This is a genomic window from Paralcaligenes sp. KSB-10 (assembly GCF_021266465.1).
Classification (GTDB): domain Bacteria; phylum Pseudomonadota; class Gammaproteobacteria; order Burkholderiales; family Burkholderiaceae_B.
This window is the reverse complement of sequence record NZ_CP089848.1, coordinates 681787-702617: the sequence shown is the minus strand read 5'-3', so window position 1 is coordinate 702617 and position 20831 is coordinate 681787. Positions and strand designations below refer to the sequence as shown.

Here is a 20831-nt window from a genome sequence, read left to right as displayed (position 1 = left end):
TGAATATGTTTAGAGTGATATTGATGCTGTGTGCCATGGCATTGCAGACGGCGGCGCATGCACAAGGCGATATAGGCCGGCTATTGAATCATCCGGTGCCTGGCGGAGTGGCCGTAATCGAACTTGGCAAAGGGTTGGCCGCGCCCGAAGCCGTTTATTTGAATAACAGGGTGCTGGTGGTTCGGGATAGCGATCGACAGTGGGTGGCGATAGTGGGAATCGCGCTCAAAACGCCGCTTGGGAAGCAGGCCTTGCAAGTTCAAACCGCCCAGGGCAAGCGCGTCGTCGCTTTTAGCGTTGGCCCCAGAACCTACCGCGAACAGCACATTACTCTGAAAAACAAGAATCAGGTCAATCCCGACCCCGCGCAGTTGAAGCGATTCGAACGCGAATACCTGGCGCAGATGAGCGCCTATGGCCGCTATCGGGATGTTCCGCCCAGTAATGTGCTGCTTGATGAACCCGTGCATGGGCGGCTGTCCAGCCCCTTTGGTTTGCGCCGTTTTTTTAATGGCGAAGAGCGCAGCCCGCATTCCGGCCTGGATTTTGCGGTTCCCAAGGGAACCCCCGTCAAGGCTCCTGCCGATGGTATTGTCACGATTGTGGATGATTATTTTTTTAATGGAAAAACAGTATTCGTCGATCACGGCCAGGGATTTATTACTATGTACTGCCATTTGTCGGCGTCCAAGGTCAAGCCAGGCCAAAGCGTCAAGCGTGGTGAAGTAATAGCCTATGTCGGCTCGACCGGCAGGGCGACTGGCCCGCATTTACACTGGAATGTGAGCCTGAATGGCGCGCGTGTCGATCCGGCCATATTTATTGGGGCGTTCAGGCCATAGGCTTTGCATGGCAGGATTCTTTCTGCACGGGTGCTGCGCTTGCCTCTGGTTCGAGTTTATGCGTGAATTCAATTGACGAAAATATCTCCCTTTCTGCGCGGCTTGTTTGATAGTCTGTCCATCGCTGTCGGCTATGTACCCGTGGCCATTTCATTTGGGCTGGCGGCGGTTCATGCCGATTTGTCGCCCTTGATGGTCATATTGGTCTCGATGTTGGTGTACGCGGGAGCCAGCCAGTTCATATTGGTGAGTCTGGTCGCCAGTGGTGGCTCGGCAGTCAGCATGGTCGGCATTATTTTGCTGATGAATTTGAGGCATATTTTCTATGGGCCGGCGGTGCTCATGAAGTTCGACGGGCAGCATCGGCGGCTGCCTTTGTTTGTATTGGCGGCGGGCCTGACCGATGAGGTATTTGCCACCGCCGTAAGCAAGCTGGCATATCGGCCTGCGCAGGAACGCGAATACTGGTACGCCGGGCTGCAGCTTGGCGCTTATTCATCCTGGGTAGCCGGCACGGCAATCGGTGCTGTTTTTGGCCAGGATTTGCTAAGGCAATCGCCTGTCGTGTCGCAAGCCCTGGGGTTTGTCTTGCCGGCCCTGTTTTTTGCCTTGCTGCTCGAAATCAGGAAGATTGTCCCGGTTTCGGTGCTGGCCGCAGCTGCGGCGGCGACCACGGTGGGGCTTTTCTTGCTGCCGGCCTACGGGGCGATCATCGTCGGAATGTTGGCGGGTGCATTTCTGAATGCCAGAAAAGGCTAGGGGGCGTCGCGCCGGCCGGCCAGGCACGGGCCGCAATGCAAACGTTTCGTTCTCATCAAATGGAGGTGTGCGCTGAGTGCTACTACCTTGTTATGGGTCGCGATCTTGAGCGGCCTGGGTACGTTTCTGATCCGCTATTTGCCTATGCATTGGCATGAAAAAGGAGAGGGCAGCAATTGGATGCGGGGTTCTCTGCGACGGTCCCTGGATGCGATCGGGCCGGCTGCAATTGTGGCCCTGATTGTCGTGTCGTGCTGGTCTTTGCTGGGTGCTGGTTCTTATGCGAACGAGGGCCTGCCGCTTGTATCAGGTCTGGCTGGTGTTGCGCTGGGCAAGAAATATCTGGGCAGCATCGCCTGGGCTACCCTGGCGGGTGTGCTGGCTTATGGTTTGTGTGTTTGGGGTATTGCCCGATTTTTAAATTGATCGTAAGCGCACCGCATGCCAACCGTTCGGGCAATCACGGCATGCATTGCCGCAATGAAAAACGGATCAGCCTTTTATCCTGACGATCTTTTGCACCTGCGGCACATGGCGTATGGCCCGGATGACGTGGGCGAGGTGCTTGCGGCTGTCGACTTGCACGGTCAGGTGCAGAAGCCCAGTGGCGGCGGCGTCATCCTGCATGGTCAGGTGCATGATGTTGGAGTCGGCATCGGTAATTTCGGCCGCCAGACGGCCCAGTACGCCGCGCTCGTTGATAACCGTTACATCGAGGCGGGTAGACAGGTGGCGTGCGGTGGTCGTGTCCCACATGACAGGGATCCAGCGCTCGGGCTCGCGGGCCTGCTGGCGTTGCGCGACGGCACATTCGGCCATGTGTACCACCAGCCCGTGGCCCAGGCGTATGCCGCCTATGATTGCGTCGCCCGGTAGAGGGCCGCAGCACGGAGCCAATTGGACTGCCTGGCCTTCATTGCCCTGGATCAGTATGGGAGTGCTGGCGTTGGACGTGATTTCATCGACCGCCGCCGCGGTGGTGGCCAGGATTGAATTTTCGGGAGCGAAACGGCGGGCGACAACTGCAGCCAGGCGTTTTCCCAAACCGATATCGGCGAGGATTTCATCGCGTGAACTGGCGCCGGAACTTTTCGCCAGCTTGTCCCATTCGGGATCCCCTTGATCGGGGTGGGGCAGATGAAGCTGATCGAACGCCTGGTTGAGCAGCCGTTGCCCGAACGCAACCGATTCCTCGTATTTGACAGTGCGCAGGTAATGGCGGATTTCTGATCGAGCGCGCCCGGTGCGTACGTAATTCAACCATTGCGCGCTGGGCCTGGATGCCGGCGATGTGACGATTTCGACGGCATCGCCGCTTTTGAGCTCGGTGCGTAGCGGCGCGAACTCGCCGTTGATTTTGGATGCCACGGTCTGGTTGCCGATATCCGTGTGTATCGTATAGGCGAAATCGACCGGTGTGGCACCGCGCGGCAGCGAGATGATTTTACCCTGGGGCGTGAATACATATACCGCGTCGGGAAACAGATCGACTTTGACGTGCTCCAGGAATTCACCCGAATCGCCTGTCTGGCTTTGTATGTCGAGCAAGGACTGGAGCCATTGATGGGTTCTTTTTTGCAGGTCGTTCAGGGTGGCGTCGTCGTCTTTGTATAGCCAATGCGAGGCAACGCCTTCTTCGGCTACATGGTCCATGTCCCGGGTGCGGAACTGAAATTCGACGGGGGTGCCATAGGGGCCGACCAGCGTTGTATGCAGAGACTGATAGCCATTGAGCTTGGGAATGGCAATGTAATCCTTGAATTTGCCGGGAACCGGGCGATACAACTGGTGCAAGGTCCCCAGCGCCAGATAGCATTCAGGCAATGTATGCACGATTACACGAAAACCATAAATGTCGAGCACGTCGGAAAACGACTTTTTTTGCTCGGCCATTTTGGTGTAAATGCTGTAGAGCGATTTTTCCCGGCCAGTGACTTCCGCTTCGATTCCAGCCGCCGGCAGCGCGACTTTTACCGAATCGGTGATTTTGCCCAGCACCTCGCGGCGGTTGCCCCGCGCCGACATCATGGCCTTGTGCAGAACATCGTAGCGATTGGGATAGACCGCATGAAAACATAGATCCTGCATTTCGCGGAACAGTGCGTTCAGGCCCAGGCGATGCGCGATCGGTGTGTAGATATCGAGCGTTTCCCGCGCGACACGCCGCCGCTTTTCGGGATTGACCGCATCGAGCGTGCGCATATTGTGCAAGCGATCGGCCAGCTTGATCAGGATGACGCGTACGTCGCGGGCCATGGCCAGCAGCATTTTGCGAAAGCTTTCGGCTTGTTGCTCGGCTTTGGTGGCGAATTCAAGCCGGTCCAGCTTGGAGAGGCCATCGACGATTTCAGCGACATCGGCACCGAAACGTTCAGCCAGCTCCTGTTTGGCGACCCCCTGGTCTTCCATGACATCGTGCAGCAGGGCCGCCATGAGGGAATCGGCGTCGAGCTTCCAGCCCGCACAGATCTCGGTAACGGCAATAGGGTGGGAAATATACGGCTCGCCGCTGGCTCGAAACTGGCCTAGATGGGCTTGGTCCGAAAATCGGTAAGCTTCTTTGACTCGCTCGACCTCTTTGGGGTCGAGGTACTGATCAATGATGCGGGCAAGCGGCGCGAGCGATGCAATGGCCGTATTGGGGGAGGCGGTTTCGGGGCTGGAACTCTGTAACGGATGAGACGCCGGCTTGCGCCTGCGAAGGCGCGAGCCCTTTTTCAGTACCGCCAGCAGCCCAGACGAAGCACCCCGCAGACCAGAAAACGCCATGAGCTTGCTCGGCTGTATTTAGGTGGGTACCTTGCGCAGCATTTCGAGGCCGGTAACGCCCGCAGCGATTTCGCGCAAAGCAGTGACGGTTGGTTTGTCTTTGCTGTCGAGGCGAGGTTCATGACCTTGCGCCAGTTCGCGTGCACGGTACGTGGCGGCAAGCGTAAGGTTAAAGCGGTTGGGGATGCGATCCAGACAATCTTCGACGGTAATGCGAGCCATAAATAACCTTAAAACAAAGTGTTGCCGGCGTCAGGCGGATGGATTGCTGATGCCTAGCTGGGAGAAAAGATCGGCGTTGCGGGCTGCTTGCGTCGCATAACGTAACCGTGTTGCGGCCACAATTTGCGCGAGCTGCGACAGCGCGACGCTAAATTCTTGATTAATAATAACATATTGGAACTCTGGAGCGTGCGACATTTCGCTGCCGGCGGCCAGCAGCCGGCGCGAAATGACCTGCGGCGCATCTTGCCCCCGGTGATAAAGGCGGGTTTCAAGCGCGGCGATCGAGGGGGGCAGGATAAAGATCCCGACGGCATCCGGAAAATGCTGCAGAATCTGGCGTGCGCCTTGCCAGTCGATTTCCAGCAAAACGTCGCGTCCCAGCCGGATTGCCTCGTCGATGCGATCGCGCGGCGTGCCGTAATAATTACCGTGGACCTCCGCCCATTCGAGCAGGGCATTGCTGTCGCGCATCCGGAAGAACTCGTCCTTGCTGACGAAACGATAATGCTGCTCGTCTTTTTCGCCGTCGCGCGGTTCCCGGGTGGTGCAGGAGATGGAGAGCATCACGGCAGGATCCTGGGCCAGCAAGGCATTGACCAGGCTGGATTTGCCGGCTCCGCTTGGAGCTACGACCATGAAAATATTGCCGGTATAGGATGCCATTGTAATCAACTGGTAACAATTAAGGAGTGAAGAATAGCAAAAGCCGACCCATTTTTTCAATGGCGGCTGGTCCACAGGTTTTTTAAACCGGTTGCCTAGTTCAACGCGTTGGGCTGCGGTTGGCCAAGCTCCTCCAGCGTCGCCGCATAGGAGGACTGGTCTATGCATAAAAAAACCGCGCCATCGTTCATATTCATGTTGAAGGTAACGTCCTGGACTTGTTCGCGCGCGTCGCCGGGAGCGACTACCGCCGCTACGTGCAGGTCGCCGTTGGCTTCGAATTGTTCCTGGGGGATGAAATCGGCTACCAGATTAATATCGGGCTTGCTGATCACAACGTAGGCTTTGAACTGCAAATCTTCCAGTGTGACGTCGAGAACCACGCCCTTGCGCAGCGTGCCGATAATATGGCTTGATGCATTCATGGCATATTTGCATGCAGTTTGGGCTCGCTGAACGAGAAAGTCGTAATGTTGGCCGGCGGCAGATTGGCCCATACGATTTTCGAGCGAGTGTGTGTGGGGGTGAGGTAATGGCGCCATTTTGGGGTGCGCAAATGGTAACTGAACTGAACCGCAACTCCGTTGTCCTGCAGAAGCGTTTGCCATTGCTGCAGGATCAATTGCGTAACGTGATCCGGCAAGGAACATAGCGGCAGGCTGGAAACAATGGCCGCGATTTTCTTGTCGCGCGGCACCAATTGGCACAGTTCGGCGGCATTGCCATGCACGATTTCGACGTTGGCGAATCGTTCGCGCAAGCGTTGGACGAAAGGGCGCGAGTATTCGACCACCATGAGATTATCGGGCGCGATGCCGCGGTCGAGCAATGCTTGCGTAATGGCTCCGGTGCCGCCACCGAGTTCAATCACCAGGCCATCTGTGTCACAGGGCACTTGTTGAGCCATATACTTGGACAGGTACCGTGAGCTGGGACAGATTGCTCCTATGGCGCCGGGCTGCGTAAAAAGCTCTTGTATGAAAATTCCCGGAGCAATGTTTTTGAAGTATTCATTTAGCCTTTGGGCACGCTCAAAACGAAGAACTCGATGCATCATACAGCCCCATCCTGTTTTAGTTAGCCTAACGTTAGCAGCCCTGGTGCGGGTCGGCATTTACCATTTGTAAATGGTGCTACCGGTTTGCACAGACGCCGTTAGGCCCAGTGTTGTTGGGCCTAAGTATATCGTTGTTCCGATCGCCGCGCTGGAAAATCGGGCGGCGCGGCGCTACGCTTTGCTCAGAGAGAAATCCAGGGCGGCTATGACCGGCGCATGATCCGATGGCTGTTCGTTCCTGCGGGGAGTTTTGTCGATGACGCATGCCTCGCAATAGGGTTTCAGGGCGGCTGAGAGCAAGACGTGGTCTATGCGTGCTCCGGCATTGCGGCGAAAGGCGAATTGCCGGTAGTCCCACCAACTGAACGATTTTTCTTCTTGCTCGAATTCACGAAACGCGTCGGTCAGCCCGAGCTCGACCAGGGCGCCAAAGGCCGCGCGTTCTGCATCCGACACCAGGATATCGCCTGCCCACTTGGCCGGATCGTACACGTCTTCGTCTTTGGGGGCGACGTTGTAATCGCCCAAAACCGCCAGGCGTGGATAACGCTGCAACTCATCGGCCAGCCACAGTCGCAGTGCCTGGAACCACTTGAGCTTGTATTCGTATTTTTCGCTGCCGACCGCCTGCCCGTTGGGGCAATAGGCGCTTACCACGCGTATATCACCGATCGCGCTGGGCAGCGTGGCCGCAATGATGCGCTGCTGGTGATCGTCGAAGTTGGGGAGATTGCGTTGCGGATCGGTGCCTGGCAGGCGGGATATGATGGCGACCCCGTTATAGGTTTTCTGTCCGGCCCATAGGGCCTGATAGCCTGCTTCCCGGAATGCGTCCAATGGAAATTTTTCGTCGGGCAGTTTCAGCTCTTGCAGGCACAGCGCGTCGACGGGATGGCTGTCGAGCCACGCCAACACTTGGGGCAGGCGCACTTTGAGAGAGTTTATGTTCCAGGTGGCAATTTTCACTATGACTTACAGCCTATTGACGGTTAAAAGTTTTGGATATGAATCGATTGAAAATTGTACTGGCCCTCTTTTCAGGCGCCCACGGCTGCAGTGGCCAGCCACGACATATTTCCCTGAGCACTATACGTAGCATAGTATCCCAAGGCGGGCATCGAAGCGGCATCCAGAGAAAGCGGGGCGGCTGTTCGGCACGGTTGGCTGCGTTGTGTGTTGCGCCGAATTTGCCTGGCTGGCATGCGCAGGCCATGTTGTCAGCTGATTTAAAGGTAGTTATGTCATAATGTTTGGCTAAGATAAAAAAACGACAGTTCGTACTGGCAAGACCGTGACAACAACTAATTCAAGTGATTCCTCCGTACCCATCAGAACCGGCGTGCGTGAAGAAGGCAGTACGGAAGGCCTGCCTGTCGCTCCTGGTCTTGGCCTTAGTCTGGAAGCCGCCCGGATGCCATTGCGATCGACCTTGATCGATCGGCGCGTGCTGCGCATTATCATGTTGTCCATGTTGCTGGGCATTGCGGCGGCGGTAGTTGCCAAGTTGCTGATGCTGCTGATCGGCCTGGTGACCAATCTGAGTTTCTATGGGCGCTGGTCTACGGCATTTTCCGCCCCGGCTGATGCGGTGCCTCACCTTGGTCTATGGGTGATCTGGATACCGATAATAGGCGGCGTCGTTGCTGGTTTGATGGCGCGATGGGGATCGCGAGCCATACGCGGCCATGGTATTCCAGAAGCAATGGAGCAGGTGCTGCTCAATGAGTCCCGTATCCCGACACGCATCACTTTTTTGAAACCCATCTCGTCCGCCATTGTGATCGGAACGGGCGGACCATTCGGTGCGGAGGGCCCAATTATTGCCACAGGGGGTGCTCTGGGCTCTTTAATCGGGCAGTTGCTCAAGGTTACGGCCAGTGAGCGCAAAGTCCTGCTCGCCGCAGGGGCGGCCGCGGGCATGGCGGCGGTATTCTCGGCCCCGATCGCGGCTGTAGCCCTGGCCGTGGAACTGCTGCTGTTCGAGCTGCGGGCGCGCTCGCTGATTCCGGTGGCGCTGGCCTGTGTCACCGCCACCGGCCTGCGGTACCTGCTGCTTGGATCGACTCCGGTATTCCTTATGGGGCATCTGGATGCTCCCGGGGCGGCTGCCTTGGCAGCCTATGTCGTGATTGGCGCAATTATCGGCCTGGTAAGCGTAGGCGTGACCCACATAGTCTATGGCATTGAGGACGCTTTCGAGAAGCTTCCCATACACTGGATGTGGTGGCCGGCAATTGGCGCCTCGGTGGTCGGGATAGTGGGCTATTTCGCGCCCCTTACATTAGGGGTGGGGTATAGCAATATCGAGGATATCCTGAACGGGCACCTGGCTATGGGCGCGCTGGCTTATCTTTGCGTCATGAAATTCATTTCATGGTCGGTTTCCCTGGGCAGTGGCACTTCCGGCGGCACTCTTGCGCCTTTGTTTACCATCGGCGGGTCGCTGGGGGGCATCATGGGCCTGATCCTGGCCATGTACTTGCCCGAGTTGGGTGTGGACCCCCGCATTGCCGCGCTGGTGGGTATGGCCGCGATTTTCGCGGGTGCGTCGCGGGCACTCCTGACCACGGTCATTTTTGCTTTCGAGACCACGGCGCAGCCAGCGGGGCTGTTGCCTCTGCTCGGAGCATGCACCGCAGCCTATCTGGTATCGGCCCTGATCATGCGCAACACCATCATGACGGAAAAGATCGCCCGGCGCGGTGTGCGGGTTCCGTCGGAATACAAGGCCGATTATCTGGAGCGTGTCCTGGTGGGTGACGTGTGCGAAACCAATGTCGTGACGCTGAACACCGACCAGACCATCGGTGAAGTCCGCAACTGGATCGCAAGTGGCCTGCCTGCGGGCCAGCATCAGGGATATCCCGTTATGGATCAGGCCGGCCGTATTCGGGGTGTGCTGACCCGCCGTGCTTTCTTCGATCCACATCGGCCCGCGTCGACCCCTTTGGGTGTCTTGATCGTGCGTCCACCTGTGGTTATTACCCCCCAGCATAGTTTGCGCGAAGCGGCGGATCATATGGTGGTGGAAAACGTAGGTCGTTTATTGGTTGTGGACAAGGCTGATCCTGGGCGGATGCTGGGCATGCTGACGCGCGGGGATCTTCTTTCCGCGCATGCACGCAGGTTGAAAGAAGGGCGGCGCGTACATCGGCACCTTAGTTTGCGCACATACCGGAAACTGCGCGCGCGCCGTCATTTGCGGGCACGCCGGCCATAAAGACCTGTCCGTGCAAGCTCGGGTATGATCAGCCTAAATTATTAGGCTGATTTTTTTGGAGAGCAATCATGGAAGAAGTTCTGGTTGTCGGAGCTTGCCGCACCGCGGTGGGCGATTTTGGTGGCGGTCTTAAAGATGTACCGCCTTGTGATCTTGGGGCGGCCGTGGTGAAGGCTGTGCTGGAACGTACCGGCGTGGCGGGCGACGATATTGGCCATGTGGTCTTCGGCCATGTCATCAACACCGAACCGCGCGACATGTATTTGTCTCGCGTGGCCGCGCTCAATGCCGGGGTCTCCCAGGCTACTCCGGCATTTAACGTCAATCGCCTCTGCGGTTCGGGTTTGCAGGCCATTGTTTCGGCCGCGCAGGCCATCTCGCTGGGCGACGCCGATATTGCCATTGGCGCCGGCGCCGAAAACATGAGCCGGGCTCCGTATCTTGCGCAGGGCCAGCGCTGGGGTGCGCGCATGGGCGACAGCACTCTGGTGGACATGATGACCGGGGCGCTGTCGGATCCCTTCGACAAAATGCATATGGGCGTTACAGCCGAAAACGTGGCGCAAAAATATTCGATTTCGCGTGCCGACCAGGATGCACTGGCCCTGGCTTCGCACCAGCGGGCCGAAGCCGCCATCAAGGCGGGATACTTCCGGGAGCAGATTGTTCCCATCGTCCGGAAAACACGCAAGGGCGACGTGGTATTCGAGATTGACGAACATGTGCGCATGGGCGCCACAGCCGAGAATTTTTCTTCGCTAAAGCCTGTTTTCATCAAGGAGAACGGTACCGTGACGGCCGGCAACGCATCGGGTATCAATGATGCGGCAGCGGCGGTCCTGCTTATGAGCGCCAAGGCGGCAAAAGCGCGCGGCGCCAAGCCCATGGCTCGCCTGGTGGCGTATGCCCACGCGGGAGTCGATCCCAAGTATATGGGAATCGGGCCCGTACCCGCGACACGTCTGGCTTTGAAAAAAGCAGGCCTGAGCATCGATCAGCTGGATGTGATCGAAGCCAATGAAGCCTTTGCCGCACAAGCCTGCGCGGTCAGTAAGGAGCTGGGTTTCGACCCCGCGAAAGTCAATCCCAATGGCAGCGGTATCAGTCTGGGGCATCCCATTGGCGCAACGGGTGCGTTGATTACCGTCAAAGCGCTGCACGAGCTGCACCGGATTCAAGGGCGATACGCGCTGGTCACCATGTGCATAGGGGGTGGACAGGGCATTGCCGCCATCTTTGAACGTGTATAGGGGCTGCGGAAGTGCGTAAAGCGGTTTCAGATACCGGCTATGCCCCAGAGGCGGAATCCCTGGCCGGCGATGACGAACCCACCCTTTCCGAATGGGGCGGCATCCGGTATTTGCATTTTGGGACCGAGTGGGTGCAAGGTGCGATGCGCATTGCAAAACCTTCGGAGCTGGTATTGGCCTATACGCAGCAAATGATGGCCTGGCTGCTGTTTCTGGAACCGACCAAACAAAGTTCGGTTGGAATCCTGGGATTGGGTGCCGGATCCTTGTTGCGCTATACCCTCAAGCATACGCCAAGCGAAGTGGTGGCGGTCGAGTGGAATCCGCGCGTCACCAGCCTTTGCAGAGCCTATTTTCGTTTGCCCGAATCGGCACGCCTGGCCGTCGATCATAGCGACGCAGCCGTGTGGCTGAAAAGGAACGAGAACCTCGGCAACTACCTGAGCTTGATGGTCGACCTTTACGATGCGCAGGCCCGCGGGCCGGTACGCGAATCGCTGGATTTCTACAAAAGCTGCTATCGCGCCCTGGACGAGGTGGGGGTGATGACAGTCAATCTGTTTGGCAATCATGAGAGTTTTCCGCGTAATCTGGCCAATATAAGCAAGGCCTTCAAGGGGCGGGTTCTCGAACTGCCGGAGATCGACGAAGGCAATCGCGTGGTGTTGGCGTTCAAAGGTCCTGTGCTGGAAGTGTCCACGCAGCGGTTTCTGGATCGTGCGGCGGCGGTTGAAACCCAATATGGCTTGCCTGCCCGGCGTTGGGCCAAATCGTTGCTGGCGCGCAGATCTCCCGTGGTTACTGTATGAATCACAGTATGGCTTGCAAGCGGCGTGGTCTGGCTTGCTGAAGCGGGCCCGCTTTGTCTATGTTGCCGCATGCGGGAATCTGGCCACGGCAGGGATATCCCTTGAGGAAATCCGCGGTATATGGAGTTAGACTTACGCCCATCTGCAACTCGGCGAAATGGTTTCGTCCGTGTTTGCGTTGACCTCATGGACAGTTTAAGGAGCTTCGTATGAAGTTTGCTGAATCAGCCAAATTGGCAATGGGTACGGCGATGCTTGCCGGTGCATTGGTGCAGGCGCCGGTTTTTGCGCAGTCGGTCGCGGTTACGTCGATTGTCGAGCATCCGGCGCTTGACGCGGTAAAGGACGGCATCAAAGAGGCTTTGACCAAAGCCGGCTATACCGAGGCCAAGGGTTTGAAATGGCAATTCCAGACGGCTCAGGGCAATACCTCCATTGCGGCGCAAATTGCCCGTAAATATGTGGGCGACAAGCCCGATGTCATCGTTGCCATCGCCACGCCGTCTGCCCAGGCGGTGGTGGCGGCTACCAAAACCATCCCGGTCGTGTATTCGGCCATTACCGACCCGGTGGCGGCCCAACTGGTCAAGACCCTGGGGCCTTCGGGAACCAACGTGACTGGAGTTTCGGATGCCCTCGCGCTGCAAAAGCAGATCGACCTGATCAAGAAAGTGGTGCCCAATGCCAAGCGCGTGGGCATGGTGTACAACCCGGGCGAAGCCAACTCGGTCGTGGTCGTCAAGCAATTGCGCGAGCTCTTGCCCAAGGCGGGCATGTCGCTGGCCGAAGCCACCGCGGCGCGCACGGTTGACGTCGGGGCGGCGGCACGCAGCCTGATCGGCAAGGTGGATGTCATCTACACCAATACCGATAACAACGTCGTGTCGGCCTACGAATCTCTGGTCAAGGTGGGCAACGATGCCAAGATTCCGCTGATCGCTTCCGATACCGACAGCGTGAAACGAGGCGCGATTGCCGCCCTGGGCGTCAATTACCATGATCTCGGGGTGCAGACCGGTAAAATGGTCGTTAAAATCCTCAAGGGCCAGAAGCCGGGCACTATTGCTTCTGAAACCAGCGACAAGCTCGAGCTTTACGTCAATCCGGGCGCCGCCAAAAAACAGGGCGTGACCCTTTCCGACGCATTCATCAAATCGGCGACCAAGGTGGTCGAATAAGATCGACGCGCATTCGATGATGCAGGCAGGTTGCCTGGCAACCTGCCTCGCCGGGTGCCCGCTTTAGTGGTTCTTACATGTCAATCTATTCGTTGTGGGGCGCTTTTGAAATCGGGCTGATCTTTGGTCTGGTTGCGCTCGGAGTACTTATTTCATTTCGCCTTTTGCGTTTCCCCGACCTGACGGTCGACGGCAGTTTTCCGTTGGGGGGCGCCGTAGCCGCCACCTTGATCAGCGGCGGCATGGATCCGTTTACCTCCACCCTGATCGCCGTGTTTGCCGGCGCAGTGGCGGGAATGATCACCGGCTGGTTGAATGTCAAGCTGAAGATCATGGATTTGCTTGCAAGCATTCTTATGATGATTGCCCTGTATTCGATCAATTTGCGGATCATGGGGCGTCCGAATGTCCCCCTGATATCCGAACCTACCGTCTTTACGATCCTGCAGCCCGCCGGCCTCAGCGACTACATCGCCCGGCCGCTGATACTGCTGGTGCTGGTGGTCGTGATCAAATTTGCCCTCGACTGGTATTTTTCAACGCAAACGGGCCTGGCCATGCGCGCCACGGGCTCGAATCCCCGCATGGCGCGCGCCCAGGGTGTGGCAACCGGCTCCATGGTGTTGGCCGGCATGGCGATTTCCAACGCTCTGGTGGCCCTGGCAGGCGCGCTTTTTGCGCAATCGCAAGGCGGCGCCGATATTTCCATGGGAATCGGCACGATTGTGATCGGCCTGGCGGCGGTGATCGTCGGCGAAAGCGTGCTGCCCTCGCGCCGGCTTATTATTGTGACCCTGGCGGTGATTGTCGGCGCCGTGCTGTATCGTTTTTTTATTGCCCTGGCGCTGAACGCCGATTTCATCGGCCTGCAGGCACAAGACCTCAATCTCGTGACGGCGCTGCTGGTAACCGTCGCGCTGGTGATCCCGCTGGTCAAGAAACGCTTGCGTGGCAAAGGAGGGCGCTAACATGTTGAGCGCAAAGAATCTCAATATTACCTTCAATGCCGGCACTCCCATTGAAACCAAGGCGTTGCGGAACATGTCGCTGGAAATCCCCAGCGGTCAGTTTGTGACCGTGATTGGCTCCAACGGCGCGGGCAAGTCCACGTTCCTGAACGCGATTTCAGGCGATTTGCCTATCGACAGCGGCACCATCGTCATCAATGACAAAGACGTCACCAACCAGGCTGTCTGGACGCGGGCAAACCAAGTGGCGCGGGTATTCCAGGATCCCATGGCCGGTACTTGCGAAGACCTGACCATCGAGGAAAACATGGCTCTGGCCTATAACCGCGGCATGCGCCGCGGCTTGTTCATGGCTGTAAAAAAACCGATGCGCGAGCTGTTTCGGGAGCGCCTGTCAATACTCGGTCTGGGCCTTGAGAGCCGCCTCAGCGATCGCATCGGCCTGCTTTCTGGAGGGCAGCGGCAGGCGGTAAGCCTGCTCATGGCCGCCTTGCAGCCGTCACGCATACTTTTGCTTGACGAGCATACGGCGGCGCTCGATCCGCGCACGGCCGACTTTGTCCTGAAACTGACAAGCCGCATTGTCGAGGAAAACAAACTCACGACCATGATGGTGACGCACAGCATGCGCCAGGCGCTGGATGTCGGCGAGCGCACTGTCATGCTGCATCAGGGCGCGGTGGTCCTTGATGTGTCGGGAGCCGAGCGCAAAGGCCTGGATGTTCCGGATCTGCTGGCCATGTTCGAACGGGTGCGTGGCGAAAAAATCTCCGACGATGCCTTGCTGCTCGGCTAGGAAAGCCATCCCGTGCGGCCCAATATTCCGCGGATCGCCATCTCACGGCGTTTTTCCCGACACCTGTAACACTGCGTGTTCACGGAAATAGACGCTTATATGCGGTTTTTTGTAATCGAATGAAATCGATTTGGATGCGATTGGCGCATTTTCGCTTTATACTCGCCGTTTACAAAAAACCAAACCGTCGCAGCCGTGCCTCAACAGGGCTCGAGGCTGTGTGGGAGTAATACATGTCCAGAGTTCGTCCGCGTGCATGGCAGACAGCCGCCCGTGCTGCTGTTTTTGCCTCTGTAATTGTGCTTGCCGCGTGCGGCGAAAAACCCAAGCCTGCAATGGGCGAGATGAAAGTACCTGTCAGTGTCGTAACGGTCGAACCGACGCGCACCGAAATTTTCACCGAATTGCCGGGCCGTGTCGAAGCGATCAAAGATGCCCAGATCCGCGCTCGCGTCAATGGCATTGTGACTAAGGTCAATTTCGTCCAGGGCAGCGACGTCAAGGAAGGCCAGCTTTTGTTCACGATCGATCCGGCCCCATACCGGGCCGCGCGCGATCAGGCTGCGGCACAACTCAAAAAAGCCCAGGCCGATGCCCGCAGCGCGCAGTTGCTGGCGCAGCGTTATTCGAAACTGATCAAGGTCAATGCCATCAGCCGCCAGGATTACGACAATGCCGTCGCCCAGGCGGGCCAGGCCGATGCCGCGGTTGCCGGAGCCAAGGCGGCGCTCGAAGCCGCCGATATCGATTTGGGCTATACCAAGGTGGTGTCGCCGATATCCGGCCGCATAGGCAAATCGCTGGTAACCGAAGGCGCTTTGGCAAGCGCTACCTCGGCCACCCAACTGGCGACAGTCCAGGCGCTGGACCGGGTATATGTCGATTTCACTCGTTCCACAACCGAGCTGTCGCAATTGCGCCGGGCCTTGGCCAGCGGCGATCTGGAACAGACCGGGCAGAACATGGCCAAGGCTGAAGTCGTGCTGGAAGATGGCACCCGTTACGATCACACCGGAAATCTGCTGTTTTCCGGTGTGACTGTCGATCCTACGACCGGGCAGGTCAATCTGCGCGCCGAATTCCCCAATCCCGATCAAATACTTTTGCCAGGCATGTATGTGCGCGTCAGGATAGAGCAGGGGGTTGACCAGAAAGCTCTCCTGGTGCCGCAGCAGGCGCTGCAGCGCACTGCCGACGGTTTGTCCAGCCTGTTCGTTGTGAAGGATGGCAAGGCTGCGCCGGTGTCCGTGCTGGTAGGGCCCGAAATCAACGGCAAGTCAGTGATCAACAAAGGTCTTGCTCCCGGCGATGTCGTGGTCGTGGAAGGATTTCAGAAAATTCGACCCGGCGCTGCGGTTCAGGGCATTCCATGGAAGGGCAAGCCGCAGGCGGGCCAGGCGGCTTCGGACAATAAGGCCGCCTCAACCGGGCCCGCCACTCCGGCTGCCGCGAAGGATGACAAATCGGCGTCTCCATCGGCCGATAAAGCGCCGTCCTCCAAGCCTTCTGCCAAAGGCTAAAAGAACACTGTCTGTGGGGTGTGCCAGGGCCGCCCGCAACGATACTGCTTTTAGAGTGATCACACATGCCACAGTTTTTTATTGAAAGACCTATTTTTGCCTGGGTTGTTGCATTGGCAATAACCTTGGCCGGCTTGCTGGCCATTCCCAATATGCCGGTGGCACAGTATCCCGAGGTGGCGCCTCCGGCCATTACGATCAACGCATCCTATCCCGGCGCATCGGCCCAGGATGTGGCGAATTCAGTTTCGAGCGTGATTGAAAATGAGCTCAACGGCGCAAAGGGCTTGTTGTATTACGAATCGGTCAGCGATTCGAATGGTCAGTCGCAGATTACCGTGACCTTTGCCCCAGGCACCAATCCGGACCTGGCCCAGGTCGATGTGCAAAACCGGATGTCCAACATTACGGCTAGTTTGCCCACGGCGGTCGTACAGCAGGGTTTGAAGGTCAGCCAGACCAATACGGGTTTCCTGATGGTGGTCACCCTGTCGTCGAAAGATGGCTCGCTGGATCAGACGGCTCTGGCTGACTACATCACGCGCAATGTGCAGAATCCCATTTCGCGAATTCCGGGCGTGGGCAAATTCCAATTGTTCGCGGCTCCCCGAGCCATGCGCATATGGGTCGATCCGGACAAATTGACTGGCTACAACCTCAGCATGGCCGATGTGAATGCCGCCATTGCAAGACAGAATGTGCTGATTTCAGGGGGAATTATCGGGTCGCCGCCGAATCCCGAGGCGCAGCGTGTGACGGCTCCGATCGTGGTCAACGGCCAATTATCGTCGGTCAAGGATTTCGGCAAGATTGTGCTGCGTTCGAATGTGGACGGGTCCAGCGTTCGTTTGAGCGATGTGGCGCGCACGGAAATCGGCGCCGATAACTATCAATTCGGTGCGCGCTTGAATGGCAAGCCGACCGCGGCATTTGCCATATCCCTTTCGCCCGACGCCAATGCATTGTCTACGGCGCAAGGCGTCAAAACGGAAATGGCGCAGCTTGCCAAATTTTTTCCCGGCAATATCAGCTATGCCATACCTTACGATACTTCTCCCTATGTAAAGATTTCGATCGAGCAGGTCGTGCATACATTGCTTGAAGCCATGGTGCTGGTGTTCGTCGTGATGTTCCTGTTCTTGCAAAACGTGCGTTATACCCTGATACCCGCTCTTGTTGTTCCAGTGGCCATTCTGGGTGCATTTGCAGTAATGCTCGCACTGGGTTTTTCGATCAATGTGCTCACCATGTTTGCCATGGTGCTGGCTATCGGCATTCTGGTCGACGACGCCATTGTCGTGGTGGAGAACGTCGAGCGCATCATGGTTGAAGATGGCCTTTCGCCTAAAGAAGCGACCAAAAAGGCCATGCCGCAAATCAGCGGCGCCATTGTCGGGATTACTCTGGTTCTATCCACGGTATTTTTGCCCCTGGCGTTCATGGGCGGATCGGTGGGGGTGATCTATCGGCAGTTTTCGGTTGCGATGGCCGTGTCCATCCTGTTTTCCGCTTTCCTGGCGCTATCGTTTACTCCTGCCTTGTGCGCAACCATACTCAAGCCCATCCCCAAAGGCCATCACGAAAGCAAAAAGGGGTTTTTCGGCTGGTTCAATCGAGGTTTCGAACGCACGACCGACAAATACGAAAGCTGGGTGGGGCGTAGCCTGGCCAGGGGCGGGCGGATGATGCTGATTTACCTGGTCCTGCTTATTGGCCTGGGCTGGATGTATCTGCGCTTGCCCACCTCATTCCTGCCGGAAGAGGATCAGGGCTATATCATTGCCAATATCGAATTGCCGGCCGGGGCGACCGCGAATCGCACGATTGAGGTGATCGAGAAGGTCGAGGATTATTTCAAGAAACAACCGCAGGTGCAGAACATCATTGCGGTCCAGGGCTTCAGCTTTAACGGTAATGGCTTGAACTCGGCCATTGTATTTGTCCCGTTGAAGGATTTTGCCGATCGCAAGGGCCCGGGCGATTCGGCCCAGGCGATAGCCGCCAAGGCGACCCAGAACCTCTTGTTCGGTTTGCCCGATTCCATGGTTTTCGCGGTTGTGCCGCCGGCTATTTCGTCCTTGGGTAATGCTACGGGTTTCGATATGCGCCTTGAAGACCGCGGAGGCCTCGGACACGATGCATTGATGGCGGCAACGCAACAATTGCTGCAAATGGCAATGAAAAATCCAGTTCTTGCCCAGACCCGTGTTACAGGCCTGGGGCCTGGGCCGCAATTGAGCCTGACCATCGATAGGGATAAAGCGGCCGCATTGGGCGTGGATTTCGGTGAAGTAGCGAGTCTTATATCCACGTCAATCGGCTCCGCGTTTGTCAACAAATTCCCCAATATGGGCTGGATGCAGAACGTATGGGTGCAGGCCGATCAGTCGCATCGAATGAATGTCGACGATATCATGAAGCTCAGCGCTCTTAACAGCCAGGGCCAGCCTGTGCCTCTCTCGTCATTCGTCACCGCCAAATGGACTAAAGGCCCAGTGCAGATCGTGCGCTACAACAGCTACGAATCGGTGCGTATCGGCGGCTCCGCCGGCCCGGGCTATTCCACGGGAGCCGCGATGGCTGAAATGGAAAAAATGGTGGCCCAATTGCCGCAAGGCTTTGGCTACGAATGGAGCGGCTTGTCTTACCAGGAAAAGAAAGCCGGCAGCCAATCGGGAATCTTGCTGGGTCTGGCCATGCTGGTTGTGTTCATGGTGCTGGCCGGCTTGTATGAAAGTTGGGCTATCCCCTTGTCGGTCATGCTGGCGGTTCCATTGGGAATGCTGGGTGCCGTGGGCCTGATTTACGGCTTGGGTATGGCCAATGACGTGTACTTCCAGGTGGGGATGGTGACAGTGATAGGCCTAGCAGCCAAAAATGCGATTCTGATTGTCGAGTTTGCCAAAGATACATATGCCAGCGGGGGCAGCATGCGCGAGGCCACCGTCGAGGCGGCACGCCTGAGATTCAGGCCTATCCTCATGACCTCGTTCGCTTTCATTCTGGGGGTGTTGCCGCTGGCCGTCGCTACCGGCGCCGGTGCCGCCAGCCAAAATGCGGTCGGCCTCGGCGTGCTTGGCGGCATGCTTGCGGCGACGCCTTTGGCCGTGTTGTTTGTGCCGACATTCTTTGTCGTGGTTTTGACACTGTTCAAAACCAAGCCCAAGCTGCTTGGCCATGTGCCTGCGCATCACCATGTCGATGCAGGACCTAATCCGGCGGAGCCTTCGCCGCCCGCCGAAGGGGATAAAGCATGAGTCCGCGAGCGTTTAGATTGACAGCGATGCCGGCATTGCTGGTGCTGGTTCTGGCCGGGTGCTCGCTGGCTCCCAAGTACGAGCGCCCGCAGGCACCCATTCCGGGCCAGTACCCAGACCAGTCGGCATCCGCCCGGGAAAAAGGCGGATTAAGCGCTCACGCAATTGCCCCTTCAGTAACGGTGTCCGCCGATCTGGGCTGGCGCCAGTTCTTTCGCGATCCACGCCTTGTCGCCCTGGTCGGGATCGCGCTGGATAACAATCGCGATATGCGTGTGGCGGTTCAAAGCGTGCTCGAGGCTCGCGCCCAGTATGGCATCCAGGAAAGTGCGCGCCTTCCCACCCTGGGCATAGGCGGGAACGCGCAAATACAGAGGAATACCGACTCGGTCATGGCCGGCACCGAAGGGCTTGGCCGGGTAAGCCGCAGTTTCCAGGCAGGCGTCGGCATGTCGTCCTTCGAGTTGGACTTTTTTGGCCGCATCAAGAACCTGAGCGAAGCGGCGTACCAGCAGTACCTGGCAAGCAAGCAGGCGCAGCGTACAGTCCAGATCAATCTGATAGGCCAGGTTGCGGAGGCCTATTTCAATCTCAGGGCTGCCGAGCAGCAATCTGACCTGGTGCAGAAAACATTGGTCTCGCGCGAGCAGACCTATACCCTGGTGCAGTCGCTCTTCAATGCCGGAGTGGCATCGTCGCTGGACGTCAATCAGGCCAAGAGCCAGCTCGATTCGGCGCGGGCCGATTTGGCCTCGATTGCACGCAGCCAGTCACAGGCCCGCAATGCCTTGCAGCTTCTGCTGGGTGAACAGATTCCGTCGAATCTGCCCGCTGGCGCGGTATTCGGCAAAGATCAATTGCTTGCGGCGATTCCAGTCGGCTTGCCGTCGGACTTGCTCGAACGTCGGCCCGATATCATGGGCGCCGAGAATAACCTGCTGGCGGCGAACGCCAATATCGGAGCGGCCAGGGCGGCCTTCTTTCCCAATATCTCCATTACCGGCCTGTTGGGTTTCGCCAGCCCGGCTCTGGGCGGGCTATTTCAGTCGGGCAATCGTTTCTGGTCGTTTTCACCGCAAATTACCCAGCCTTTGTTTTCGGGCGGAGTCAGCGGCAATCTGGATCTGGCCAAGGCGCGCAAGAATATTGCCGTTGCACAGTACGAGAAAACTATACAAACCGCATTCCGGGAAGTGGCCGACGCCCTGGCTGGCGAAGCGACCTATACGAATCAGCTTGATGCTTTGCGCTCGCAAGAAAGTTCCACGGCCGAAACGCTGAAGCTTGCCCGCGTGCGCTACGAAAATGGCATCGACAGCTTTCTGCAGGTGCAAACGGCTGCGGTGGATCTCTACGCTGTCCAGCGCAATTTTCTGCAAACCGGTCTGGACTCGCTGTTGAATCGAGTCGAGCTGTACAAGGCGCTGGGTGGCGGCTGGCTGGAAAATAGCACTACGGCCCAATCGACGGCGCAGCCGTCGGCTGGGTCCGGCAATAAGGCTGCCGGCTCTTGAAGTC

Annotated in this window: 18 protein-coding genes; 12 read left to right on the top strand and 6 right to left on the bottom strand. The window is 57.6% G+C overall.

Features of this window, described 5'->3' with window-relative positions; genetic code table 11:
* Positions 1-5: 5 nt before the first annotated feature.
* The 3 genes from LSG25_RS03225 (at position 6) to LSG25_RS03215 (ending at position 2027) form a co-directional block, all read left to right on the top strand.
* Positions 6-842: a peptidoglycan DD-metalloendopeptidase family protein gene (locus tag LSG25_RS03225; protein ID WP_232744547.1), complete on the top strand. Its 837-nt coding sequence runs from the start codon at positions 6-8 to the stop codon at positions 840-842.
* 72 nt (positions 843-914) lie between these two features.
* Complete coding sequence (locus LSG25_RS03220; RefSeq protein ID WP_232743280.1) at positions 915-1601, top strand: AzlC family ABC transporter permease; 687 nt, start codon at positions 915-917, stop codon at positions 1599-1601.
* Between the two features lie 87 nt (positions 1602-1688).
* Positions 1689-2027 carry an AzlD domain-containing protein gene (locus tag LSG25_RS03215; protein WP_255696624.1) on the top strand — a complete coding sequence of 113 codons (339 nt, stop codon included), beginning with the start codon at positions 1689-1691 and terminating at the stop codon, positions 2025-2027.
* Between the two features lie 66 nt (positions 2028-2093).
* Here LSG25_RS03215 and LSG25_RS03210 read toward each other — a convergent pair whose 3' ends face one another.
* The 6 genes from LSG25_RS03210 to xth form a co-directional block, all read right to left on the bottom strand.
* Positions 2094-4370 (bottom strand): bifunctional (p)ppGpp synthetase/guanosine-3',5'-bis(diphosphate) 3'-pyrophosphohydrolase, encoded by a 2277-nt coding sequence (locus LSG25_RS03210; protein WP_232743279.1) that lies wholly within the window; start codon positions 4368-4370, stop codon positions 2094-2096.
* Between the two features lie 18 nt (positions 4371-4388).
* Positions 4389-4592 carry a DNA-directed RNA polymerase subunit omega gene (gene rpoZ, locus LSG25_RS03205; RefSeq protein WP_232743278.1) on the bottom strand — a complete coding sequence of 68 codons (204 nt, stop codon included), beginning with the start codon at positions 4590-4592 and terminating at the stop codon, positions 4389-4391.
* 30 nt (positions 4593-4622) lie between these two features.
* Positions 4623-5258 carry a guanylate kinase gene (gene gmk, locus LSG25_RS03200; RefSeq protein WP_232743277.1) on the bottom strand — a complete coding sequence of 212 codons (636 nt, stop codon included), beginning with the start codon at positions 5256-5258 and terminating at the stop codon, positions 4623-4625.
* Positions 5259-5353: 95 nt separating this feature from the next.
* Positions 5354-5683, bottom strand: coding sequence for a hypothetical protein (locus tag LSG25_RS03195; RefSeq protein ID WP_232743276.1), 330 nt, complete (start codon positions 5681-5683; stop codon positions 5354-5356).
* The gene (locus LSG25_RS03190) at positions 5680-6153 is read right to left on the bottom strand and encodes a class I SAM-dependent methyltransferase (protein ID WP_370635942.1); all 474 of its coding nucleotides are present in this window, start codon (positions 6151-6153) and stop codon (positions 5680-5682) included. Before LSG25_RS03190 ends, LSG25_RS03195 begins: the two co-directional genes overlap by 4 nt.
* Positions 6154-6486: 333 nt before the next feature.
* On the bottom strand, positions 6487-7281 hold the full coding sequence (gene xth, locus LSG25_RS03185) for an exodeoxyribonuclease III (protein ID WP_232743274.1): 795 nt from the start codon (positions 7279-7281) through the stop codon (positions 6487-6489).
* A gap of 325 nt (positions 7282-7606) precedes the next feature.
* Here xth and LSG25_RS03180 point away from each other — a divergent pair, with 325 nt between their 5' ends.
* From LSG25_RS03180 to LSG25_RS03140, 9 genes are all read left to right on the top strand, one after another.
* Entirely contained in the window at positions 7607-9535 is a 1929-nt protein-coding gene (locus tag LSG25_RS03180) for a chloride channel protein (RefSeq protein WP_232743273.1), read from the top strand.
* 68 nt (positions 9536-9603) lie between these two features.
* Complete coding sequence (gene bktB / locus LSG25_RS03175) at positions 9604-10785, top strand: beta-ketothiolase BktB (protein WP_232743272.1); 1182 nt, start codon at positions 9604-9606, stop codon at positions 10783-10785.
* Positions 10786-10796: 11 nt separating this feature from the next.
* Positions 10797-11594, top strand: coding sequence for a spermidine synthase (locus LSG25_RS03170; RefSeq protein WP_232743271.1), 798 nt, complete (start codon positions 10797-10799; stop codon positions 11592-11594).
* 209 nt (positions 11595-11803) lie between these two features.
* Complete coding sequence (locus tag LSG25_RS03165) at positions 11804-12772, top strand: ABC transporter substrate-binding protein (RefSeq protein WP_370635941.1); 969 nt, start codon at positions 11804-11806, stop codon at positions 12770-12772.
* A gap of 77 nt (positions 12773-12849) precedes the next feature.
* Positions 12850-13740 carry an ABC transporter permease gene (locus LSG25_RS03160; protein ID WP_232743270.1) on the top strand — a complete coding sequence of 297 codons (891 nt, stop codon included), beginning with the start codon at positions 12850-12852 and terminating at the stop codon, positions 13738-13740.
* A 1-nt stretch (position 13741) separates the two neighbouring features.
* Positions 13742-14536, top strand: a complete 795-nt coding sequence (locus LSG25_RS03155) for an ABC transporter ATP-binding protein (protein ID WP_232743269.1) — start codon at positions 13742-13744, stop codon at positions 14534-14536.
* 233 nt (positions 14537-14769) lie between these two features.
* A complete protein-coding gene (locus tag LSG25_RS03150; RefSeq protein WP_232743268.1) occupies positions 14770-16056 on the top strand; it encodes an efflux RND transporter periplasmic adaptor subunit in 1287 nt (428 codons plus the stop codon).
* 65 nt (positions 16057-16121) lie between these two features.
* Positions 16122-19313: an efflux RND transporter permease subunit gene (locus LSG25_RS03145; protein ID WP_232743267.1), complete on the top strand. Its 3192-nt coding sequence runs from the start codon at positions 16122-16124 to the stop codon at positions 19311-19313.
* The gene (locus LSG25_RS03140; RefSeq protein WP_232743266.1) at positions 19310-20827 is read left to right on the top strand and encodes an efflux transporter outer membrane subunit; all 1518 of its coding nucleotides are present in this window, start codon (positions 19310-19312) and stop codon (positions 20825-20827) included. Before LSG25_RS03145 ends, LSG25_RS03140 begins: the two co-directional genes overlap by 4 nt.
* The last annotated feature ends 4 nt before the right edge of the window (positions 20828-20831 follow it).